The sequence below is a fragment of the Bacillus sp. TSO22 genome (genome assembly GCF_020223595.1).
In the GTDB taxonomy this organism is placed as follows: domain Bacteria; phylum Bacillota; class Bacilli; order Bacillales; family Bacillaceae; genus Bacillus; species Bacillus inaquosorum.
The window spans coordinates 401,375-419,094 of record NZ_JAHAWO010000004.1; the positions used below are offsets into that span (position 1 = coordinate 401,375).

At 48.7% G+C, this 17,720-nt stretch carries 15 protein-coding genes and 1 pseudogene; 14 read left to right on the top strand and 2 right to left on the bottom strand.

What is annotated here, in order from left to right:
- The first annotated feature begins 158 nt into the window (after positions 1-158).
- From KHQ79_RS06985 to KHQ79_RS07045, 13 genes and pseudogenes are all read left to right on the top strand, one after another.
- On the top strand, positions 159-1,979 hold the full coding sequence (locus KHQ79_RS06985; RefSeq protein WP_178938627.1) for a polysaccharide biosynthesis protein: 1,821 nt from the start codon (positions 159-161) through the stop codon (positions 1,977-1,979).
- A gap of 11 nt (positions 1,980-1,990) precedes the next feature.
- Entirely contained in the window at positions 1,991-3,136 is a 1,146-nt protein-coding gene (locus tag KHQ79_RS06990) for a glycosyltransferase family 4 protein (protein WP_225514575.1), read from the top strand.
- Positions 3,133-3,969, top strand: coding sequence for a glycosyltransferase EpsE (gene epsE / locus KHQ79_RS06995; RefSeq protein WP_225514577.1), 837 nt, complete (start codon positions 3,133-3,135; stop codon positions 3,967-3,969). Before KHQ79_RS06990 ends, epsE begins: the two co-directional genes overlap by 4 nt.
- Positions 3,962-5,117: pseudogene (locus tag KHQ79_RS07000) on the top strand (glycosyltransferase family 1 protein). The gene epsE and the pseudogene KHQ79_RS07000 overlap by 8 nt, the downstream one beginning before the upstream one ends.
- The gene (gene epsG / locus KHQ79_RS07005) at positions 5,114-6,217 is read left to right on the top strand and encodes a biofilm exopolysaccharide biosynthesis protein EpsG (RefSeq protein WP_119914313.1); all 1,104 of its coding nucleotides are present in this window, start codon (positions 5,114-5,116) and stop codon (positions 6,215-6,217) included. Before KHQ79_RS07000 ends, epsG begins: the two are co-directional and overlap by 4 nt.
- A gap of 24 nt (positions 6,218-6,241) precedes the next feature.
- Entirely contained in the window at positions 6,242-7,276 is a 1,035-nt protein-coding gene (locus KHQ79_RS07010) for a glycosyltransferase family 2 protein (RefSeq protein ID WP_225514581.1), read from the top strand.
- Positions 7,277-7,280: 4 nt separating this feature from the next.
- Complete coding sequence (locus KHQ79_RS07015; RefSeq protein WP_003235280.1) at positions 7,281-8,357, top strand: polysaccharide pyruvyl transferase family protein; 1,077 nt, start codon at positions 7,281-7,283, stop codon at positions 8,355-8,357.
- The gene (locus KHQ79_RS07020) at positions 8,354-9,388 is read left to right on the top strand and encodes a glycosyltransferase (RefSeq protein WP_225514583.1); all 1,035 of its coding nucleotides are present in this window, start codon (positions 8,354-8,356) and stop codon (positions 9,386-9,388) included. Before KHQ79_RS07015 ends, KHQ79_RS07020 begins: the two co-directional genes overlap by 4 nt.
- Positions 9,385-10,902: an MATE family efflux transporter gene (locus KHQ79_RS07025; protein WP_225514585.1), complete on the top strand. Its 1,518-nt coding sequence runs from the start codon at positions 9,385-9,387 to the stop codon at positions 10,900-10,902. Before KHQ79_RS07020 ends, KHQ79_RS07025 begins: the two co-directional genes overlap by 4 nt.
- Entirely contained in the window at positions 10,899-11,507 is a 609-nt protein-coding gene (locus KHQ79_RS07030) for a sugar transferase (protein ID WP_088112048.1), read from the top strand. The genes KHQ79_RS07025 and KHQ79_RS07030 overlap by 4 nt, the downstream gene beginning before the upstream one ends.
- A complete protein-coding gene (locus KHQ79_RS07035; RefSeq protein WP_225514587.1) occupies positions 11,504-12,154 on the top strand; it encodes an acetyltransferase in 651 nt (216 codons plus the stop codon). The genes KHQ79_RS07030 and KHQ79_RS07035 overlap by 4 nt, the downstream gene beginning before the upstream one ends.
- 4 nt (positions 12,155-12,158) lie before the next feature.
- Positions 12,159-13,325 (top strand): DegT/DnrJ/EryC1/StrS family aminotransferase, encoded by a 1,167-nt coding sequence (locus KHQ79_RS07040; RefSeq protein ID WP_225514589.1) that lies wholly within the window; start codon positions 12,159-12,161, stop codon positions 13,323-13,325.
- Positions 13,304-14,272, top strand: coding sequence for a polysaccharide pyruvyl transferase family protein (locus KHQ79_RS07045; protein WP_225514591.1), 969 nt, complete (start codon positions 13,304-13,306; stop codon positions 14,270-14,272). The genes KHQ79_RS07040 and KHQ79_RS07045 overlap by 22 nt, the downstream gene beginning before the upstream one ends.
- Positions 14,273-14,281: 9 nt before the next feature.
- Here the strand turns inward: KHQ79_RS07045 and yvfG are convergent, their stop codons facing one another.
- Positions 14,282-14,500, bottom strand: coding sequence for a protein YvfG (gene yvfG, locus KHQ79_RS07050; RefSeq protein WP_003235267.1), 219 nt, complete (start codon positions 14,498-14,500; stop codon positions 14,282-14,284).
- A gap of 78 nt (positions 14,501-14,578) precedes the next feature.
- On the opposite strand from yvfG, the gene rpoN reads away from it, so the two are divergent.
- A complete protein-coding gene (rpoN, locus tag KHQ79_RS07055; RefSeq protein ID WP_225514593.1) occupies positions 14,579-15,889 on the top strand; it encodes an RNA polymerase factor sigma-54 in 1,311 nt (436 codons plus the stop codon).
- 26 nt (positions 15,890-15,915) lie between these two features.
- On the opposite strand, the gene lutP is transcribed toward rpoN, so the two are convergent.
- On the bottom strand, positions 15,916-17,607 hold the full coding sequence (gene lutP / locus KHQ79_RS07060; protein ID WP_225514594.1) for an L-lactate permease LutP: 1,692 nt from the start codon (positions 17,605-17,607) through the stop codon (positions 15,916-15,918).
- Positions 17,608-17,720 lie beyond the last annotated feature (113 nt).

Consider the following 17,720-nt stretch of genomic DNA (forward strand, 5'->3'; position numbering starts at 1 on the left):
CCTTAGATGCTGGTCGTCGCTGGCGGGGCGTGAGGACGGGTTAAATGCCCACTTATCTGATATATACATAGGACGTGTTGTCGGTTTAGCTGCTGCCGATTTTTTTGAGGACGAAAACCGCCGCAGCTAAACCGATAAAAGAATTAGGGGGGAAAAGGTTGAGTTACCGGAGAAGACTGTCAATGATTATTGCGCTGGATACTTATCTCGTTTTAAATTCAGTTATTGCAGGATATCAATTTTTAAAAGATTCCTATCAATTTTATGACTCCGGAGCATTATTGCTTACCGCTGTCAGCTTGCTCCTTAGCTATCATGTATGTGCTTTCCTGTTCCGTCAGTATAAACAGGTGTGGACATACACCGGAATCGGCGAGCTGATCGTCCTGCTTAAGGGCATTACCCTTTCAGCCGCTGTGACTGGCGTCATACAGTATGCTGTGTATCATACGATGTTCTTCCGTCTGTTAACCGCATGCTGGGTGCTTCAGCTTTTGTCTATCGGAGGAACCCGTGTTTTGTCCAGAGTGTTAAAAGAAAGCATCAGAAAAAACCGCAGCGCCTCGTCCCGCGCCCTGATTATCGGGGCGGGCTCAGGAGGGACTTTGATGGTCAGGCAGCTGCTTTCAAAAGATGATCCTGACATCATACCTGTCGCTTTTATTGATGACGACCAAACGAAGCATAAATTAGAAATTATGGGGCTTCCCGTGATCGGCGGAAAAGAAAGTATCATGCCTGCGGTGCAAAAGCTCAAAATTAACTATATTATTATTGCCATTCCTTCACTCCGCACCCATGAGCTTCAGGTGTTATATAAAGAATGTGTACGAACTGGAGTAAACATCAAAATTATGCCTCATTTTGATGAAATGCTGCTTGGCACACGGACTGCCGGGCAAATCAGAGATGTAAAAGCAGAGGATTTGCTCGGCAGAAAGCCGGTCACCCTCGACACAAGCGAAATTTCGAACCGCATCAAAGGAAAAACAGTTCTCGTCACGGGAGCGGGTGGATCAATCGGCTCGGAAATCTGCCGACAGATCAGCACGTTTCAGCCTAAAGAAATCATTCTGCTCGGCCATGGAGAAAACAGCATTCATTCAATTTATACAGAGCTGAACGGACGGTTCGGCAAACAGATTGTGTTCCATACGGAAATTGCGGATGTGCAGGACCGCGATAAAATGTTTACCTTGATGAAAAAGTACGAGCCGCACGTTGTCTACCATGCAGCTGCCCATAAGCATGTGCCTTTAATGGAACACAATCCTGAAGAGGCTGTCAAAAACAACATCATCGGAACAAAAAATGTCGCGGAAGCAGCCGATATGTCGGGGACAGAAACGTTCGTACTGATTTCATCGGATAAAGCGGTAAACCCGGCCAATGTGATGGGGGCAACAAAACGATTCGCCGAAATGATTATTATGAATCTCGGAAAATTCAGCAGCACCAAATTTGTCGCTGTCCGCTTCGGCAATGTGCTCGGGAGCCGCGGCAGCGTCATTCCGATTTTCAAAAAACAGATTGAAAAAGGCGGCCCGGTGACGGTGACACATCCGGCGATGACCCGCTATTTCATGACGATTCCCGAGGCCTCAAGGCTTGTCATTCAGGCCGGGGCACTGGCGAAGGGGCGTCAGATTTTCGTTCTCGATATGGGAGAGCCCGTAAAGATTGTGGATCTTGCCAAAAACCTCATTCATTTGTCCGGCTACACGACTGAGCAGATTCCAATCGAATTCACAGGCATTCGTCCCGGTGAAAAAATGTATGAGGAATTGCTGAATAAAAATGAAGTGCACGCTGAACAAATCTTTCCGAAAATCCATATCGGCAAAGCGGTGGACGGCGATTGGCCAGTGCTGATGCGCTTTATCGAGGATTTTCATGAGCTGCCGGAAGCCGATATGAGAGCGAGGCTGTTTGCGGCGATCAATACATCAGACAAAATGACGGCTGCCAGTGTTCATTAGGGGGAGTGAAGATGACGAAAAAGATCTTGTTTTGCGCGACTGTTGATTATCATTTTAAGGCCTTTCACCTCCCTTACTTTAAATGGTTTAAACGAATGGGCTGGGAGGTTCATGTCGCCGCGAGCGGACAAACCAAGCTGCCGTATGTGGATGAGAAATTCTCCATCCCGATTCGCAGATCACCCTTTCATCCTCAGAATCTGGCCGTTTACAGACAGCTGAAGGACGTGATCGACACCAATCAATATGACATTGTCCATTGCCATACGCCGGTCGGCGGCGTGCTCGCCAGACTAGCGGCGAGGCAGGCAAGGCGGCACGGAACAAAGGTGTTGTACACAGCGCACGGCTTTCACTTCTGCAGCGGAGCGCCGATAAAAAATTGGCTTCTTTACTATCCGGTTGAGAAATGGCTTTCGGCATATACCGACTGCCTGATCACGATCAATGAAGAGGATTACACTCGGGCAAAAGGACTTCAAAGGCCGGGCGGAATGACGCGGAAAATTCACGGCATCGGCGTCAATACCGAGCGTTTCCGGCCTGTCAGCCCGAAAGAGCAGCAAAGACTCAGAGAAAAACACGGATTCCGTGAAGATGATTTTATATTGGTTTATCCAGCTGAGCTCAATCTGAACAAAAATCAGAAGCTGTTAATTGAAGCCGTAGCCTTGCTGAAAGAAAAAATTCCGTCGCTCTGTCTTGTTTTTGCCGGAGAAGGGGCGATGGAACAAACGTATCGAACGTTAGCTGAAAAGCTTGGCGCTTCCGGCAATGTCCGTTTTTACGGCTTTTGCCGCGACATACATGAGCTGATTCAGCTGGCGGATGTATCTGTCGCATCCAGCATTAGAGAAGGCCTCGGCATGAATGTGCTTGAAGGGATGGCGGCGGAAAAACCGGCGATCGCCACGGATAACCGCGGGCATCGGGAAATCATCCGCGACGGAGAAAATGGTTTTCTGATCAAAATCGGTGACAGTGCTACTTTTGCCCGCCGGATTGAACAGCTTTACCATAAGCCGGAACTCTGCCGAAAGCTGGGACAGGAAGGCCGAAAAACAGCCTTGCGCTTTTCGGAGGCGCGAACGGTGGAAGAAATGGCAGATATTTATTCCGCGTACATGGATATGGATACAAAGGAGAAAAGCGTATGAACTCAGGACCGAAAGTTTCTGTCATTATGGGCATTTATAATTGCGAACGTACTTTGGCGGAAAGCATTGAATCCATTCTCAGCCAATCCTATAAAAATTGGGAGCTGATTATGTGCGATGATGCGTCAACAGACGGCACGCTCCGCATCGCGAAGCAGTATGCCGCTCATTACAGCGACCGCATCAAGCTGATTCAAAACAAAACAAACAAGCGGCTTGCCGCTTCATTAAATCATTGTCTTTCGCATGCGACAGGCGAATATATCGCCCGCCAGGACGGAGACGATCTTTCGTTTCCGCGCCGTCTGGAAAAGCAGGTCGCGTTTTTAGAAAAACACCGCCACTATCAGGTGGTTGGCACCGGCATGCTTGTATTTGATGAATGTGGCGTAAGGGGCACACGCATCCTGCCTTCTGTTCCAGAGCCGGCCATCATGGCAAAAGGGACCCCGTTTTGCCACGGAACGATTATGATGAGGGCGAGCGCCTACCGCACGCTGAAAGGCTACCGTTCGGTGCGGCGGACGAGACGGATGGAGGATATTGATTTGTGGCTTCGCTTTTTTGAAGAGGGCTTCAGGGGCTACAATCTCCAGGAGGCCTTGTATAAAGTAAGGGAAGACAGCGATGCATTCAAACGGCGGTCATTTACGTATTCCATTGACAATGCCATCCTTGTCTATCAGGCATGTAGGCGCTTGAAGCTTCCTTTATTTGATTACATATATATCGCAAAACCGTTAATCCGCGCGTTTATGCCCCCAGCCGTGATGAATCGCTACCACAAAAATAGAGTGACGAACCAAAAGGAAGGGCTTGTCAAGCATGAGTAGCAGCCAAAAACGCGTGCTCCATGTTCTCAGCGGTATGAACAGGGGCGGCGCGGAAACCATGGTGATGAATTTATATCGGAAAATGGACAGAAGCAAAGTACAATTTGATTTTTTAACGTATCGAAATGATCCGTGCGCTTATGATGAAGAAATTTTATCTTTAGGCGGGCGGCTTTTTTATGTCCCGAGCATCGGACAAAGCAATCCCCTTACATTTGTGAGGAATGTGAGAAACACGATAAAAGAAAACGGGCCGTTCAGCGCGGTCCATGCCCACACGGATTTTCAAACGGGCTTTATCGCCCTTGCGGCAAGGCTTGCCGGAGTGCCGGTCAGGGTATGCCATTCCCACAATACGTCGTGGAAAACCGGCTTCAATTGGAAGGATCGCCTGCAGCTGATGGTGTTTAGGCAGCTTATCTTGTCGAATGCGACAGCATTGTGTGCCTGCGGAGAGGATGCGGGCAGGTTTTTATTCGGGCAGTCCAACATGGAACGGGAGCGCGTTCATCTCCTTCCGAACGGGATTGATCTTGATTTGTTCGCTCCAAATGGGCAGAGGGCTGATGAAGAAAAAACAGCACGCGGCATAGCGGCTGACCGTATGATCATTGGCCATGTGGCCCGGTTTCATGAAGTGAAAAACCACGCGTTTCTACTGAAGCTTGCTGCACATCTCAAGGAACGAGGGGTTCGCTTTCAGCTCGTTCTCGCAGGAGACGGGCCGCTGCGCGAGAAAATGGAAGAGGAGGTGCGGCGGCTGAATCTGCTTTCAGAGGTCCTTTTTTTAGGCACTGAAGAACGTATTCATGAATTGATGCGCACATTTGATGTGTTTGTCATGCCGTCTCTGTACGAAGGCTTGCCGGTTGTGCTTGTGGAAGCGCAGGCATCGGGGCTTCCATGCATCATTTCAGACAACATTACAGAAAAAGTCGACGCCGGTCTCGGGCTTGTGACGAGATTGAGTCTTTCTGAGCCGATCGGTATCTGGGCTGAAACCATTGCAAGGGCGGCCGCCTCAGGCAGGCCGAAGCGGGAGCTCATCAAAGAAACACTTGCCGAACTCGGCTACGATGCACAGCAAAATGTAGGAGAGCTGCTGAATGTGTACAACATCAGCAGCGGAAAAGGACTATAAACGATGATTGTATATGCCGTCAATATGGGAATTGTATATATTTGGTCTTGGTTCGCTAAAATGTGCGGCGGCCGTGACGATTCGCTCGCTACGGGGTATCGGCCGAATAAGCTTCTGATCTGGATTCCGCTCGCCTCACTTGTGCTCGTGTCGGGTCTCCGCTACAGAGTCGGCACGGATTTTCAGACGTACACGCTGCTGTACGAAATGGCGGGCGATTATCAAAACGTGTGGCAGATATTCGGTTTCGGGACAGCGAAAATGGCGACAGATCCGGGCTTTACCGCACTGCTTTGGCTGATGAATTTCATCACGAAAGATCCCCAAATCATGTATATAACGGTTGCGGCCGTGACCTACAGCTTTATTATGAAGACACTCGCTGACTACGGAAGGCCGTTTGAGCTGAGTGTCTTTTTATTTTTAGGAACCTTCCATTATTACGCGTCTTTTAACGGCATCAGGCAATACATGGTGGCCGCTGCTTTGTTTTGGGCGATCCGTTATATCATCAGCGGGAACTGGAAGCGATATTTTCTGATCGTGCTGATCAGCTCGCTCTTTCATTCCTCGGCGCTGATTATGATTCCAGTGTACTTTATTGTCAGAAGAAAAGCCTGGTCACCGGCGATATTCGGCCTATCCGCTTTATTTCTCGGCATGACGTTTTTATATCAAAAATTTATTTCTGTGTTTGTCGTTGTGCTTGAAAACAGCTCATACAGTCATTATGAAAAATGGCTCATGACAAACACAAATGGAATGAATGTGATCAAAATCGCTGTCTTGGTTCTGCCGCTGTTTCTCGCCTTTTGCTACAGAGCGCGTCTGCGGAAGCTGTGGCCGCAAATCGATATCGTCGTCAATTTGTGCCTGCTCGGGTTTTTGTTCGGGCTTTTGGCCACAAAGGACGTGATCTTTGCCAGATTCAATATCTATTTCGGCCTGTATCAAATGATCTTAGTCCCTTATTTCGTCAGGATCTTTGATGAAAAATCGAATGCCCTTATCTATATCGCTATCGTTGTTTGTTATTTTCTTTACAGTTATTTGCTTATGCCGGTTGATTCGTCCGTTCTGCCCTACAGAACGATTTTTTCCCGGTAATTTATGCAAGAGGAGCCGGTCATTATGGAAACACCTGCGGTTAGTCTGTTAGTTGCTGTTTATAACACAGAAACATATATCAAAACGTGTCTAGAATCATTGCGGAATCAGACGGTGGACAATATTGAAATCATCGTCGTCAATGACGGTTCAGCAGACGCCAGCCCTGATATCGCGGAGGAATACGCCAAAAACGACAACAGGTTCAGAGTGATACATCAGGAGAATCAAGGGCTCGGCGCGGTTCGGAATAAAGGCATCGAGGCGGCACGCGGCGATTTTATCGCGTTTATCGATTCAGATGATTGGATCGAGCCTGATTATTGCGAGCGGATGCTCCAGGCAGCAGGCGATGAAACTGATCTGGTCATTTGCAATTACGCCGCGGAGTTTGAGGACACTGGAAAAACGATGCTCTCTGACATTGCGGAAACCTATCAGTGGCAGCCGAAGGAGCACTATATCAAGGCGTTATTCGAAGGGAAGGTCAGAGGGTTTTCATGGAACAAACTTTACAGAAGAAGCATGATTGAAGCACACCGGCTGTCGTTTCCCCTCCGAGGCGAGCTGGAGCATGTCGAGGATCAGTTTTTCAGCTTCCGGGCTCATTTTTTCGCCCGTTCGGTATCCTATGTAAAAGCGCCGCTCTATCATTACAGAATTCACCTATCATCCATCGTGCAGCGCTATCAGAAAAAACTGTTTGAATCAGGACTTGCGCTGTATGAGGCGAATGCGGCTTTTTTACAGGAGAACAACAAAATGGAGGAGTACCGAAAGGAGCTTGATACCTTTATCGTGCTTCACAGCAGCATCTGTATGCTGAACGAATGGAAAACAAGCGGCAGCGGCCGGCTGTTTGAAAAGCTTAGAAATGTCGGCGTGATTTGCGCGGACCCGGTGTTTCAGGAGAGCCTCTCAAAAACGGGTACTGCGACTTTTGATGCAAAACGGTCATGCCTGCTTCTGATGGCGAAATACAGAATGATTCCGTTCGTCGCTATGGCATCGGCCGTGTATCAGCGGGTAATCGAGTACAAAATGAGGAACAGAGGGTGAGGACATGTCGTTACAATCGTTGAAAATCAATCTTGCAGAATGGCTGCTGCTTAAGGTCAAATACCCGTCCCAATATTGGCTGGGTGCGGCCGATCAGCCGGTAAAGGCCGCAGCACATCAGAAAAAAATCATACTGACCCTGCTGCCGTCTCATGACAATTTGGGAGACCACGCGATTGCTTATGCCAGCAAGGCATTTCTTGAGCGGGAATATCCCGATTTTGACATCGTCGAGGTCGATATGAAGGACATTTACAAATCAGCGAAAGCGCTGCTCCGCTCGCGCCATCCGGAGGATATGGTCTTTATCATCGGCGGCGGAAACATGGGGGATTTATACCGTTATGAGGAGTGGACGCGCCGCTTTATCATTAAAACATTTCACGACTATCGAGTTGTCCAGCTTCCGGCAACGGCTCATTTTTCTGACACGAAAAAGGGGCGCAAAGAGTTGAAACGGGCACAGAAAATTTATAATGCGCACCCCGGCCTATTGCTGATGGCTCGGGATGAAACAACGTATCAATTTATGAAACGGCATTTTCAAGAAAAAACGATTTTGAAGCAGCCGGACATGGTGCTGTATTTAAATAGAAGCAAGACCCCCGCAGAGCGCGAAGGGGTTTATATGTGTTTGCGCGAGGATCAGGAAAGCGTCCTTCAGGAGGATGAGAGAAACCGGGTCAAGGCCGCGCTTTTTGAAGAATTCGGCGAAATCCAATCCTTTACGACAACGATTGGGCGCCGGGTCAGCCGCGACTCACGGGAGCAGGAGCTTGAAGCGCTGTGGTCTAAGCTGCAAAGCGCAGAAGCTGTTGTCACTGACAGGCTTCACGGCATGATTTTTTGCGCGCTGACAGGAACGCCGTGTGTTGTCATCCGTTCCTTCGACCACAAGGTGATGGAGGGCTATCAATGGCTCAAAGACATCCCATTCATGAAGCTGATTGAACATCCGGACCCCGAGCGCGTGACAGACGCAGTAAAAGAGCTGTTAACAAAAGAAACACCCCGTGCCGGCTTTCCGAGAGATGTGTATTTTAAAGGGCTACGGGACAAAATCAGCGGTGAAGCGCAATGACCCCGGTCGTCAGCATTGTTGTCCCGATGTATAACGTTGAACCATTTATAGAGGAATGCATCGATTCTCTGCTTCGTCAAACGCTTTCTGATATTGAAATCATCCTCGTGAATGACGGAACTCCGGATCGTTCAGGCGAGATTGCAGAGGACTATGCAAAACGGGATGCGAGAATCCGGGTCATTCATCAGACAAACGGCGGGCTGAGTTCAGCGCGAAATGCGGGAATAAAGGCCGCGCGGGGCACGTACATCGGCTTTGTCGATGGAGACGATTATGTATCTTCCGCCATGTTCCAGAGGCTGATTGAAGAAGCGGAGGAGAACCGGCTCGACATCGCTGGATGCGGTTTTTACAAGCAGTCAGCGGACAGTCGGGTATATGTGCCGCCGCAGCTTGACACAAACCGCGTGCTGACAAAAGCGGAAATTGCTGAACGGCTCAAACATGCTCACGAAACGAGATTTATCTGGTATGTATGGCGTTATGTTTATCGCCGTGAGCTTTTGGAAAGGGCGAATCTGCTGTTTGATGAAGACATCCGTTTTGCCGAAGACTCCCCCTTCAATTTGTCCGCTTTTTTCGAAGCGGAGCGGGTGAAAATGCTGGATGAAGGCTTGTACATCTATCGTGAAAACCCGAACAGCCTGACAGAAATGCCTTATAAGCCGGCGATGGATGAACAGATTCAAAAGCAATATCAGGCTAAAATCGCATTCTACAATCATTACGGTTTAGCAGGTGTATGTAAAGAAGATTTAAATGTGTACATTTGCAAGCACCAGCTTCCGATGCTTCTGGCAAATGCCTGTGCTTCTCCAAATCCGCCGAAAGACATCAAAAAGCAGATCAGACAGATTTTATCCTATGACATGGTGCGGCAGGCTGTCAGAAATACACCGTTTCAGCATGAGAAATTATTAAGAGGCGAGCGTTTGGTATTAGGCCTGTGCAAATTGCGGCTCATATTTCTCATCAAGCTGTTTTTCGAGCAGCGGGGGACGATGAAAGGCAGTGCGAAGCAGGCATGAAATTCACGATAAACTTCAGCGCTAATCTCACGGCTTTTCTCTTGTCCGTATTCCTGTCAGTCTGGATGACGCCTTTTATTGTCAAAACGCTTGGTGTGGAAGCGTTCGGCTTTGTTCATTTGACACAAAATGTGATTAATTACTTTTCAATTATCACCGTGGCGCTCAGCTCGGTTGTCGTGCGGTTCTTTTCTGTCGCCGCCCACAGGGGAGAGCGGGATAAAGCAAATGCGTATATCAGCAACTATTTGGCGGCGTCTGTTCTGATATCATTGCTTCTTTTGCTGCCTCTTGCGGGTTCGGCTTTTTTTATTGACCGTATCATGAACGTGCCGCCAGCGCTTTTGGCCGATGTGCGTTTGTCGATTTTGATCGGCAGTCTGCTGTTCATTTTAACGTTTCTGATGGCGGGTTTCGGCGCTGCTCCATTTTATGCCAACCGCCTATACATCACCAGCTCAATTCAGGCGGTGCAAATGCTAGTACGCGTGCTGTCTGTGCTGCTCTTGTTTGCATGCTTCACGCCGAAAATCTGGCAGATCCAGCTTGCCGCTTTAACTGGTGCTGTCATCGCGTCTGTGCTGTCTTTCTATTTCTTCAAAAAGCTGATTCCGTGGTTCTCGTTTCGTATGAAGGATCTTTCATTCCGCACAAGCAAGGAGCTGTTTCAGGCGGGCACATGGAGCTCCGTCAATCAAATCGGCGTCCTGCTTTTTTTGCAGATTGATCTATTAACCGCCAATTTGGTGCTGGGGGCGTCTGCATCCGGGAAATACGCGGCGATAATCCAGTTTCCGCTGCTGCTGCGCAGCTTGGCTGGAACAGTCGCATCCCTGTTTGCGCCGCTTATGACTTCGTATTATTCAAAAGGCGATATGGACGGATTGGTGAATTACGCTAACAAGGCAGTGAGGCTGAACGGTCTTCTGCTTGCGCTTCCCGCTGCCTTATTGGGCGGTTTGGCGGGGCCTTTTCTGACGATCTGGCTCGGACCGTCCTTTTCGTCTATAGCACCGCTTTTATATATTCATGCCGGATACTTAGTGGTCAGCCTCGCCTTTATGCCAATGTTCTATATATGGACCGCCTTTAATAAACAAAAAACACCGGCGATCGTTACCCTGCTGTTAGGCGCGGTGAATGTGGTGCTGGCCGTCGCGCTGAGCGGGCCGGCTCATCTTGGCCTGTACGGCATTACATTGGCCGGGGCGATTTCTCTTATTTTAAAAAATGCCATCTTTACGCCGCTTTACGTATCCCGCATTACCGGCTACAAAAAGCACGTGTTCTTCAAAGGCATAATCGGGCCTCTTTCAGCAGCTGCGTTTGCCTGGGCGGTCTGTGAGGCGATCCGGTTCTTTGTGAAGATTGACGGCTGGACATCACTAATAGCAGCGGGAATGACAGTCAGCTGCTGCTACGCCGTTTTCGCTTTTACGCTCGTTTGTACGAAAGAGGAAAGACAGCTGGTACTGAAACGGTTTCGAAAAACGAAAGGAGCTGTGAATCTTTGATCCTGAAACGACTTTTTGATCTGACGGTCGCCATTCTTTTATTGTGCTGTACGAGTGTCATCATTTTGCTCACCATCGCCGTTGTCAGGCTGAAAATAGGATCACCCGTCTTCTTTAAGCAAGTAAGGCCGGGCCTGCACGGCAAACCGTTCACCCTTTATAAATTCCGAACGATGACGGATGAACGGGACAGTGAAGGAAATCTGCTGCCTGATGAAGTCCGGCTGACGAAAACGGGCAGGCTGATCAGGAAGCTGAGCATCGATGAGCTTCCGCAGCTGCTGAATGTCCTAAAAGGCGATCTCAGCCTTGTCGGTCCGCGGCCGCTTTTGATGGACTATCTGCCGCTTTATACAGAAAAGCAGGCACGGCGCCATGAGGTGAAGCCGGGTATCACAGGCTGGGCGCAAATCAACGGCAGAAACGCAATTTCCTGGGAAAAGAAATTTGAATTCGATGTTTGGTACGTTGACAACCGATCATTTTTTCTCGATTTGAAAATTTTATGTTTGACGGTGCGAAAAGTGCTTGTTTCAGAAGGGATTCAGCAAACCAATCATGTGACGGCGGAACGGTTTACAGGAAGCGGAGATGTGTCCTCATGAGAAACGTGGCCATTGTGGGTGACGGCGGACACGGAAAGGTGATCAGAGAGCTGATAAACGCCCGGCCAGACACGCGCTTAACCGCTGTGCTGGATGATAAATTCAGATCGTTTGAAGCCGGAAAAGAGTGGTGCACAGGCCCGCCGGAAGCCATTTCTGAAGTGCGCAGGCTGGTCCCCGATGTGTTGTTCCTGATCGCCATCGGAAACAACAGTGTCAGAAAACAGCTGGCAGAGCGACTGGGACTGAAGAAAGAAGAGTTCATTACATTGATTCACCCGACAGCCATCGTCAGCAAGTCCGCTGTCATCGGGGAAGGGACCGTAATTATGGCGGGCGCGATCATTCAGGCGGATGCGCGTATCGGCGCCCACTGCATCATCAATACGGGTGCAGTGGCAGAGCACGACAATCAAATCAGCGATTATGTCCATCTTTCCCCGCGTGTCACGCTGTCAGGAGCGGTTGTTGTTCAGGAAGGCGCTCATGTCGGAACCGGCGCGTCCGTCATACCGCAGCTCACAATCGGAGCCTGGAGCACTGTCGGCGCCGGCTCCGCGGTGATCCGTTCCATACCGGACAGGGTAACGGCGGCCGGTGCCCCGGCGCGCATTATTTCTTCCATTCAAACAGAAAACAAAGGATGATTATATGCATAAAAAAATCTACTTATCTCCCCCTCACATGAGCGGCAGAGAGCAGCACTATATTTCAGAAGCCTTTCGCTCAAACTGGATTGCGCCGCTTGGGCCTCTCGTGAATTCATTTGAAGAACAATTGGCTGAACGCGTCGGCATAAAAGGGGCGGCTGCGGTCAGCTCTGGAACGGCGGCGATTCATCTGGCGCTGCGTTTGCTTGAGGTAAAAGAAGGAGACAGTGTGTTTTGCCAGTCCTTCACATTTGTAGCAACCGCCAACCCGATTTTGTATGAAAAAGCGGTGCCTGTCTTTATTGATTCTGAGCCTGATACGTGGAATATGTCCCCGAAAGCCCTTGAACGAGCACTGGAGGATGCGAAAAGAAACGGAAAGCTGCCAAAAGCGGTCATTGCCGTCAATTTATATGGGCAAAGCGCGAAAATGGATGAAATCGTAAGCCTGTGTGATGCATACGGAGTTCCTGTCATTGAGGACGCAGCCGAATCTCTCGGCACAGTATATAAAGGGAAGCAAAGCGGGACATTCGGGCGCTTCGGCATTTTTTCATTTAACGGGAACAAAATTATTACCACATCGGGGGGCGGGATGCTCGTTTCAGACGATGAAGCCGCCATTGAGAAAGCACGATTTCTCGCTTCGCAGGCACGAGAGCCGGCTGTTCATTATCAGCACAGCGAAATCGGACACAATTACAGACTGAGCAATATCCTCGCCGGCGTGGGCATTGCCCAGCTTGAGGTATTGGATGAGCGGGTGGAGAAAAGAAGGGCCATTTTCACAAGATACAAAAATGCACTCGGTCACATAAACGGCGTCCGCTTTATGCCAGAGCATGCAGCAGGTGTATCCAATCGCTGGCTGACCACGCTCACACTTGATAACGGGCTGAGCCCATATGACGCGGTTCAACGCCTTGCGGAAGAAAACATTGAAGCGCGGCCGCTGTGGAAGCCGCTCCATACCCAGCCGCTGTTTGAGCCGTCTTTATTTTATTCTCATGAAGATACAGGAAGCGTATGCGAAGATCTTTTCAAACGAGGGATCTGTCTCCCATCAGGGTCAAATCTGACGGAAAAAGAACAAGACCGGGTCATTGATGTGCTAGTACACTTATTCCAAACTGCCGAGGTGAAGAAATGGACAGCAAGTATTCGATGATCAGCCTGAAACAGAAACTGTCCGGGCTGCTCGATGTCATTCCGAAACAGTCCGAGATCATATATGCCGACTATCCTCTATACGGAAATGTAGGGGATTTATTTATTATGAAGGGAACAGAAGCATTCTTTAAAGAACATGGGATCCGGGTCAGAAAACGCTGGAATCCCGACAATTTTCCAGTTGGACGAAAGCTGGATCCGAACCTCATCATCGTCTGCCAGGGAGGCGGCAACTTCGGGGACTTGTATCCGTATTATCAAGGCTTTAGAGAGAAAATCGTCCAAACCTATCCGAACCACAAAATCGTGATCCTGCCGCAATCAATTTATTTTCAAAACAAAGACAATCTCAAACGGACAGCGGAGATATTTTCTAAACATGCGAATCTCCACATCATCACAAGGGAAAAAGCCTCCTATGCAACAGCACAGGCTTACTTTACAAGCAATCATATTAAGCTTCTGCCTGATATGGCTCATCAGCTGTTTCCCGTCGTTCCAACGCAGCAGCCGATCAATCAAAAGCTGAGATTTATCAGAACAGATCATGAAGCAAACAAGGAGCTTCAGGAAGACGCAAAAGCGGAAAGCTACGATTGGCGCACGGTGCTGTCAGCTTCAGACCGCCGGACGATCGCTTTTCTGCAAACGCTGAACGTCTTGAACAAAAAAGCGGGCAACCCTCTGCCCATCGCGTATATATGGGAAAAATACTCGGATTATATCGTTAAAAAAGCGATTCGGTTTTTCAGCCGTTACGAATCGGTAGAAACGTCAAGGCTGCACGGCCACATCTTGTCTTCTCTTCTTCAAAAAGAAAACACGGTCATTGATAATTCGTACGGGAAAAACGCCAATTACTATCACACCTGGATGGAAGGCGTGCCGAATACTCGACTCATCCAGAGCGCTTCAAAGAAGGAAAACCTTCCTGCTCACATGTGAGCGGAAGGTTTATTTTGATTCTCCCCGTTTGACTTTGTTGTACGCTTCATCTAAATGCTGAATCCGTTTCAAGACGACTGCGTTTTTCGTCAGCTGGTCCTGCACAAGCGTTGAGACGACGGAACGGTAGTAACTGTTCATCGCGTGGATTTTATCCTCAGACTGATTCATTTCAATATGCTGTTTGAAATTCTCAATAAAATAAGGTACGGAAAAAAGTTCAGACATTTCTTTGGCAGCTCCTTTTTCATAAATGTATACGGTGCGATCTCAATCATGTACAATGAAGAAAGGGGAGTGAGCAAGATGGATATGAAACTTCAGCAAGTACAAGTATTAAAGCCTCAACTGACACAGGAGCTCAGGCAGGCCATCACGCTGCTTGGCTATCATTCGGCAGAACTCGCCGAATACATTGATGAGCTCTCACTGGAAAACCCTCTTATTGAACGAAAGGAAACAGACACACCGCCACTATCTTACCATAAAATAAACAAAAACAGGATGAATGCACAGGAAGCAGGCCTTCAATTAAGTGATCCGCAAAAAACATTGCAGGATGTGTTAAAACAGCAGTCACTTGATATGAATTTGACAAACTCTGAAAAAAAGATTTTCAATTATCTGATTCATTCGCTTGATTCGAACGGGTACTTGGAAGAAGAAGTGGAGGAGGCAGCACGGCGACTATCTGTTTCAATCAAGGAAGCGGAAGCTGTTTTGGCAAAACTCCAGTCGTTAGAGCCGGCTGGAATCGGTGCAAGATCTCTGCAGGAATGTATCCTTCTTCAATTACAGCGGCTGCCGAACAGAAATGAACAAGCGGAAATGCTTGTTTCAGCTCATTTTGATGCTTTCGCGCAAAAAAACTGGAAAGCGCTTTCAAGAGAAACAGGAATTCCGCTTCATACCATTCAAGATATCTCTGATGACATCGCAGCTCTTCATCCAAGACCGGGCCTTCTATTTGCCCGGCCAGAGCAAGATGTGTATATCGAGCCTGACATTTTTATCACCGTGAAAAACGGGCACATCGCAGCGGAGCTGAATACCCGCTCGTTTCCAGAGATAGACCTGCATCCGCAGTACAGAACGCTTTTATCGTCCGGCTCCTGTCAGGATACCGCCTCTTATTTATCTGCAAAATATCAGGAATGGCGCTGGCTTAGCCGTGCGCTGCGACAGCGAAAACAGACGATTACGAGAATTGTAAATGAGCTGATCACGCGCCAAAAGGATTTCTTTCTGAAAGGGCGAAGCGCAATGAAGCCGCTGACTCTCAGGGATGTAGCGGACTGCCTAAGCCTTCATGAATCAACTGTGAGCCGGGCAATTAAAGGGAAAACGATACAAACGCCGTACGGACTGTTTGAGATGAAACTCTTTTTCTCAGCAAAAGCCGAGGCTTCAGGAGATGGAGATGCGTCTAACTATGCAGTCAAAACGCATCTTGAAGACCTGATCAATCAAGAGGACAAAACAAAACCGCTCTCAGATCAAAAGCTAGCTGATTTGCTATATGAACAGCACGGCATCCAAATCTCCAGACGAACCGTGGCAAAATACCGCGATCAAATGAACATTCCGTCATCGGCGGCGAGAAAACGGTATAAATAAAATCCTCCCTTGACGGGAGGATTTTTTTACGGAATCATCCAGCTGAACACATGATGCTGCAAAAAGGTGATGATACAAACGAGCAGCAGCAAAAACAAGCTGTGCTTAATCGTAAAGCGGAAAAGATCTGATTCCTTTCCGGCGAGTCCTACCGCGGCGCACGCTACCGCAATTGACTGCGGCGAAATCATTTTTCCTGTGACACCGCCTGATGAGTTGGCAGCGACAGACAGAACCGGGTCCATGCCGACTGATAATGCGGTGACTTTCTGCAGGTTGCCGAACAGCAGGTTGGCAGAGGTATCTGAGCCGGTAATGAAGACGCCGAGCCAGCCGAGAACAGGCGAGAAGAAGGTAAACATTGAACCTGTCAGCGCGAGTGTCATCCCGAGTGTCGTGCTCATTCCAGAGGAATTGGTGACATAGGCAAAACCAACGACAGAAGCAATGGTCAAAATCGGAAACTTCAGCTCTTGGATTGTTTCCTGAAAAACAGCTCCCCAGTTTTTCCACGAAATCGCCGTGATGAACTTTGACAGCACAGCGGCAATCAATATCGCGGTGCCGGCCGAACCAAGCACCTCGAGCTTGTAAACAGCTTCAATCGGCGCACCGTCAGCATTGACAATTTGATTGTTCAAAAAAGGCACACCGGGGGCAAAAGTCAATTTTTCTCCAACAGCATTCAGCCACTTCAAGAAAACAGCGGAGCCTTCATAATGCCCGGTCAGCGCCGATTTGACAGATGGAATGCCCCATACAGAAATCATCACTGTCAGCAGCAGAAATGGCGACCAGGCCTTGAATATCTGTCCGCCGCTGTACGCAGGTGTTGCTGAATTTGTTTTCGCCGTTTCAATCGCAGCGGCCGATTCCTGTTCACTGGCAAACCGAAATGTTGTTTTCGGCTTCCACCATTTTAAAAACACAGCAAGTGCAGCCATCGAAACCAGAGCGGACAAAACATCCGGCAGCTCAGGCCCTAAAAAATTAGAACTGAGATATTGAACAACAGCAAAGGAAACACCGGAAACGAGAATCGCCGGCCAAACTTCAAAGGCTTTCCTGAACCCGCTCATGATAATGATTAAATAAAGAGGAATAAATACGGATAGAAACGGCAGCTGCCGCCCGACCATTTGCGAAATCTCCATCGCCGGAATCCCTGTCGGCCCTTCTACAGCTGTAATCGGAATCCCAATCGCCCCAAAGGCGACCGGCGCCGTATTGGCGATCAAACAGATTCCCGCCGCATAAAGAGGGTTAAAGCCGAGGCCGACCAGCAGCGCGGCAGAAATGGCGACCGGCGCCCCGAAGCCCGCCGCTCCTTCTAAAAAAGCACCGAATGAGAAAGCGATCAGAAGCGCCTGAAGCCGGCGGTCATCGGTAATCGAGAGAACAGAGCTTCGAATAATATCAAACTGTCCCGTTTTCACAGTGATTTTATACAAAAAAACAGACGTTACAATGATCCAGCCGATCGGCAAAATCCCGTATACGGCTCCTTGTGTAGCGGACATCAGCGCTTTTTCCGCCGGCATCCGATAAACCAATACAGCAATCACAAGCGCGATCCCCAAGGTGGACAAGCCCGCTGTATACCCCTTCATCCGTTTAATCGCGAGTGCCCAAAAAAAGAAAATAATCGGTACAAGTGCGGCAAGCGCAGATAAAAGCAAATTTCCCCCTATAGGCGTAAATGCCTGTGTCCATTGCATCCCAAACCCCTCCTTGAAACATAAACTGGCGTCATATGTAAGCGGTTTCTGAAGATGATATGATCATCTGATGACTGGGTAATAAGACCAGTTACCTAGCATTATATTTTGAA

What these genes read in the sequence shown, in the direction of transcription:
- KHQ79_RS06990 (WP_225514575.1), top strand. Translation starts at nt 1,991, where the DNA reads ATGACGAAAAAGATCTTGTTTTGCGCGACTGTTGATTATCATTTTAAG.
- epsE (WP_225514577.1), top strand. Translation starts at nt 3,133, where the DNA reads ATGAACTCAGGACCGAAAGTTTCTGTCATTATGGGCATTTATAATTGC.
- epsG (WP_119914313.1), top strand. Translation starts at nt 5,114, where the DNA reads ATGATTGTATATGCCGTCAATATGGGAATTGTATATATTTGGTCTTGG.
- KHQ79_RS07010 (WP_225514581.1), top strand. Translation starts at nt 6,242, where the DNA reads ATGGAAACACCTGCGGTTAGTCTGTTAGTTGCTGTTTATAACACAGAA.
- KHQ79_RS07015 (WP_003235280.1), top strand. Translation starts at nt 7,281, where the DNA reads ATGTCGTTACAATCGTTGAAAATCAATCTTGCAGAATGGCTGCTGCTT.
- KHQ79_RS07020 (WP_225514583.1), top strand. Translation starts at nt 8,354, where the DNA reads ATGACCCCGGTCGTCAGCATTGTTGTCCCGATGTATAACGTTGAACCA.
- KHQ79_RS07025 (WP_225514585.1), top strand. Translation starts at nt 9,385, where the DNA reads ATGAAATTCACGATAAACTTCAGCGCTAATCTCACGGCTTTTCTCTTG.
- KHQ79_RS07035 (WP_225514587.1), top strand. Translation starts at nt 11,504, where the DNA reads ATGAGAAACGTGGCCATTGTGGGTGACGGCGGACACGGAAAGGTGATC.
- KHQ79_RS07040 (WP_225514589.1), top strand. Translation starts at nt 12,159, where the DNA reads ATGCATAAAAAAATCTACTTATCTCCCCCTCACATGAGCGGCAGAGAG.
- KHQ79_RS07045 (WP_225514591.1), top strand. Translation starts at nt 13,304, where the DNA reads ATGGACAGCAAGTATTCGATGATCAGCCTGAAACAGAAACTGTCCGGG.
- yvfG (WP_003235267.1), bottom strand. Translation starts at nt 14,500, where the DNA reads ATGTCTGAACTTTTTTCCGTACCTTATTTTATTGAGAATTTCAAACAG.
- rpoN (WP_225514593.1), top strand. Translation starts at nt 14,579, where the DNA reads ATGGATATGAAACTTCAGCAAGTACAAGTATTAAAGCCTCAACTGACA.
- lutP (WP_225514594.1), bottom strand. Translation starts at nt 17,607, where the DNA reads ATGCAATGGACACAGGCATTTACGCCTATAGGGGGAAATTTGCTTTTA.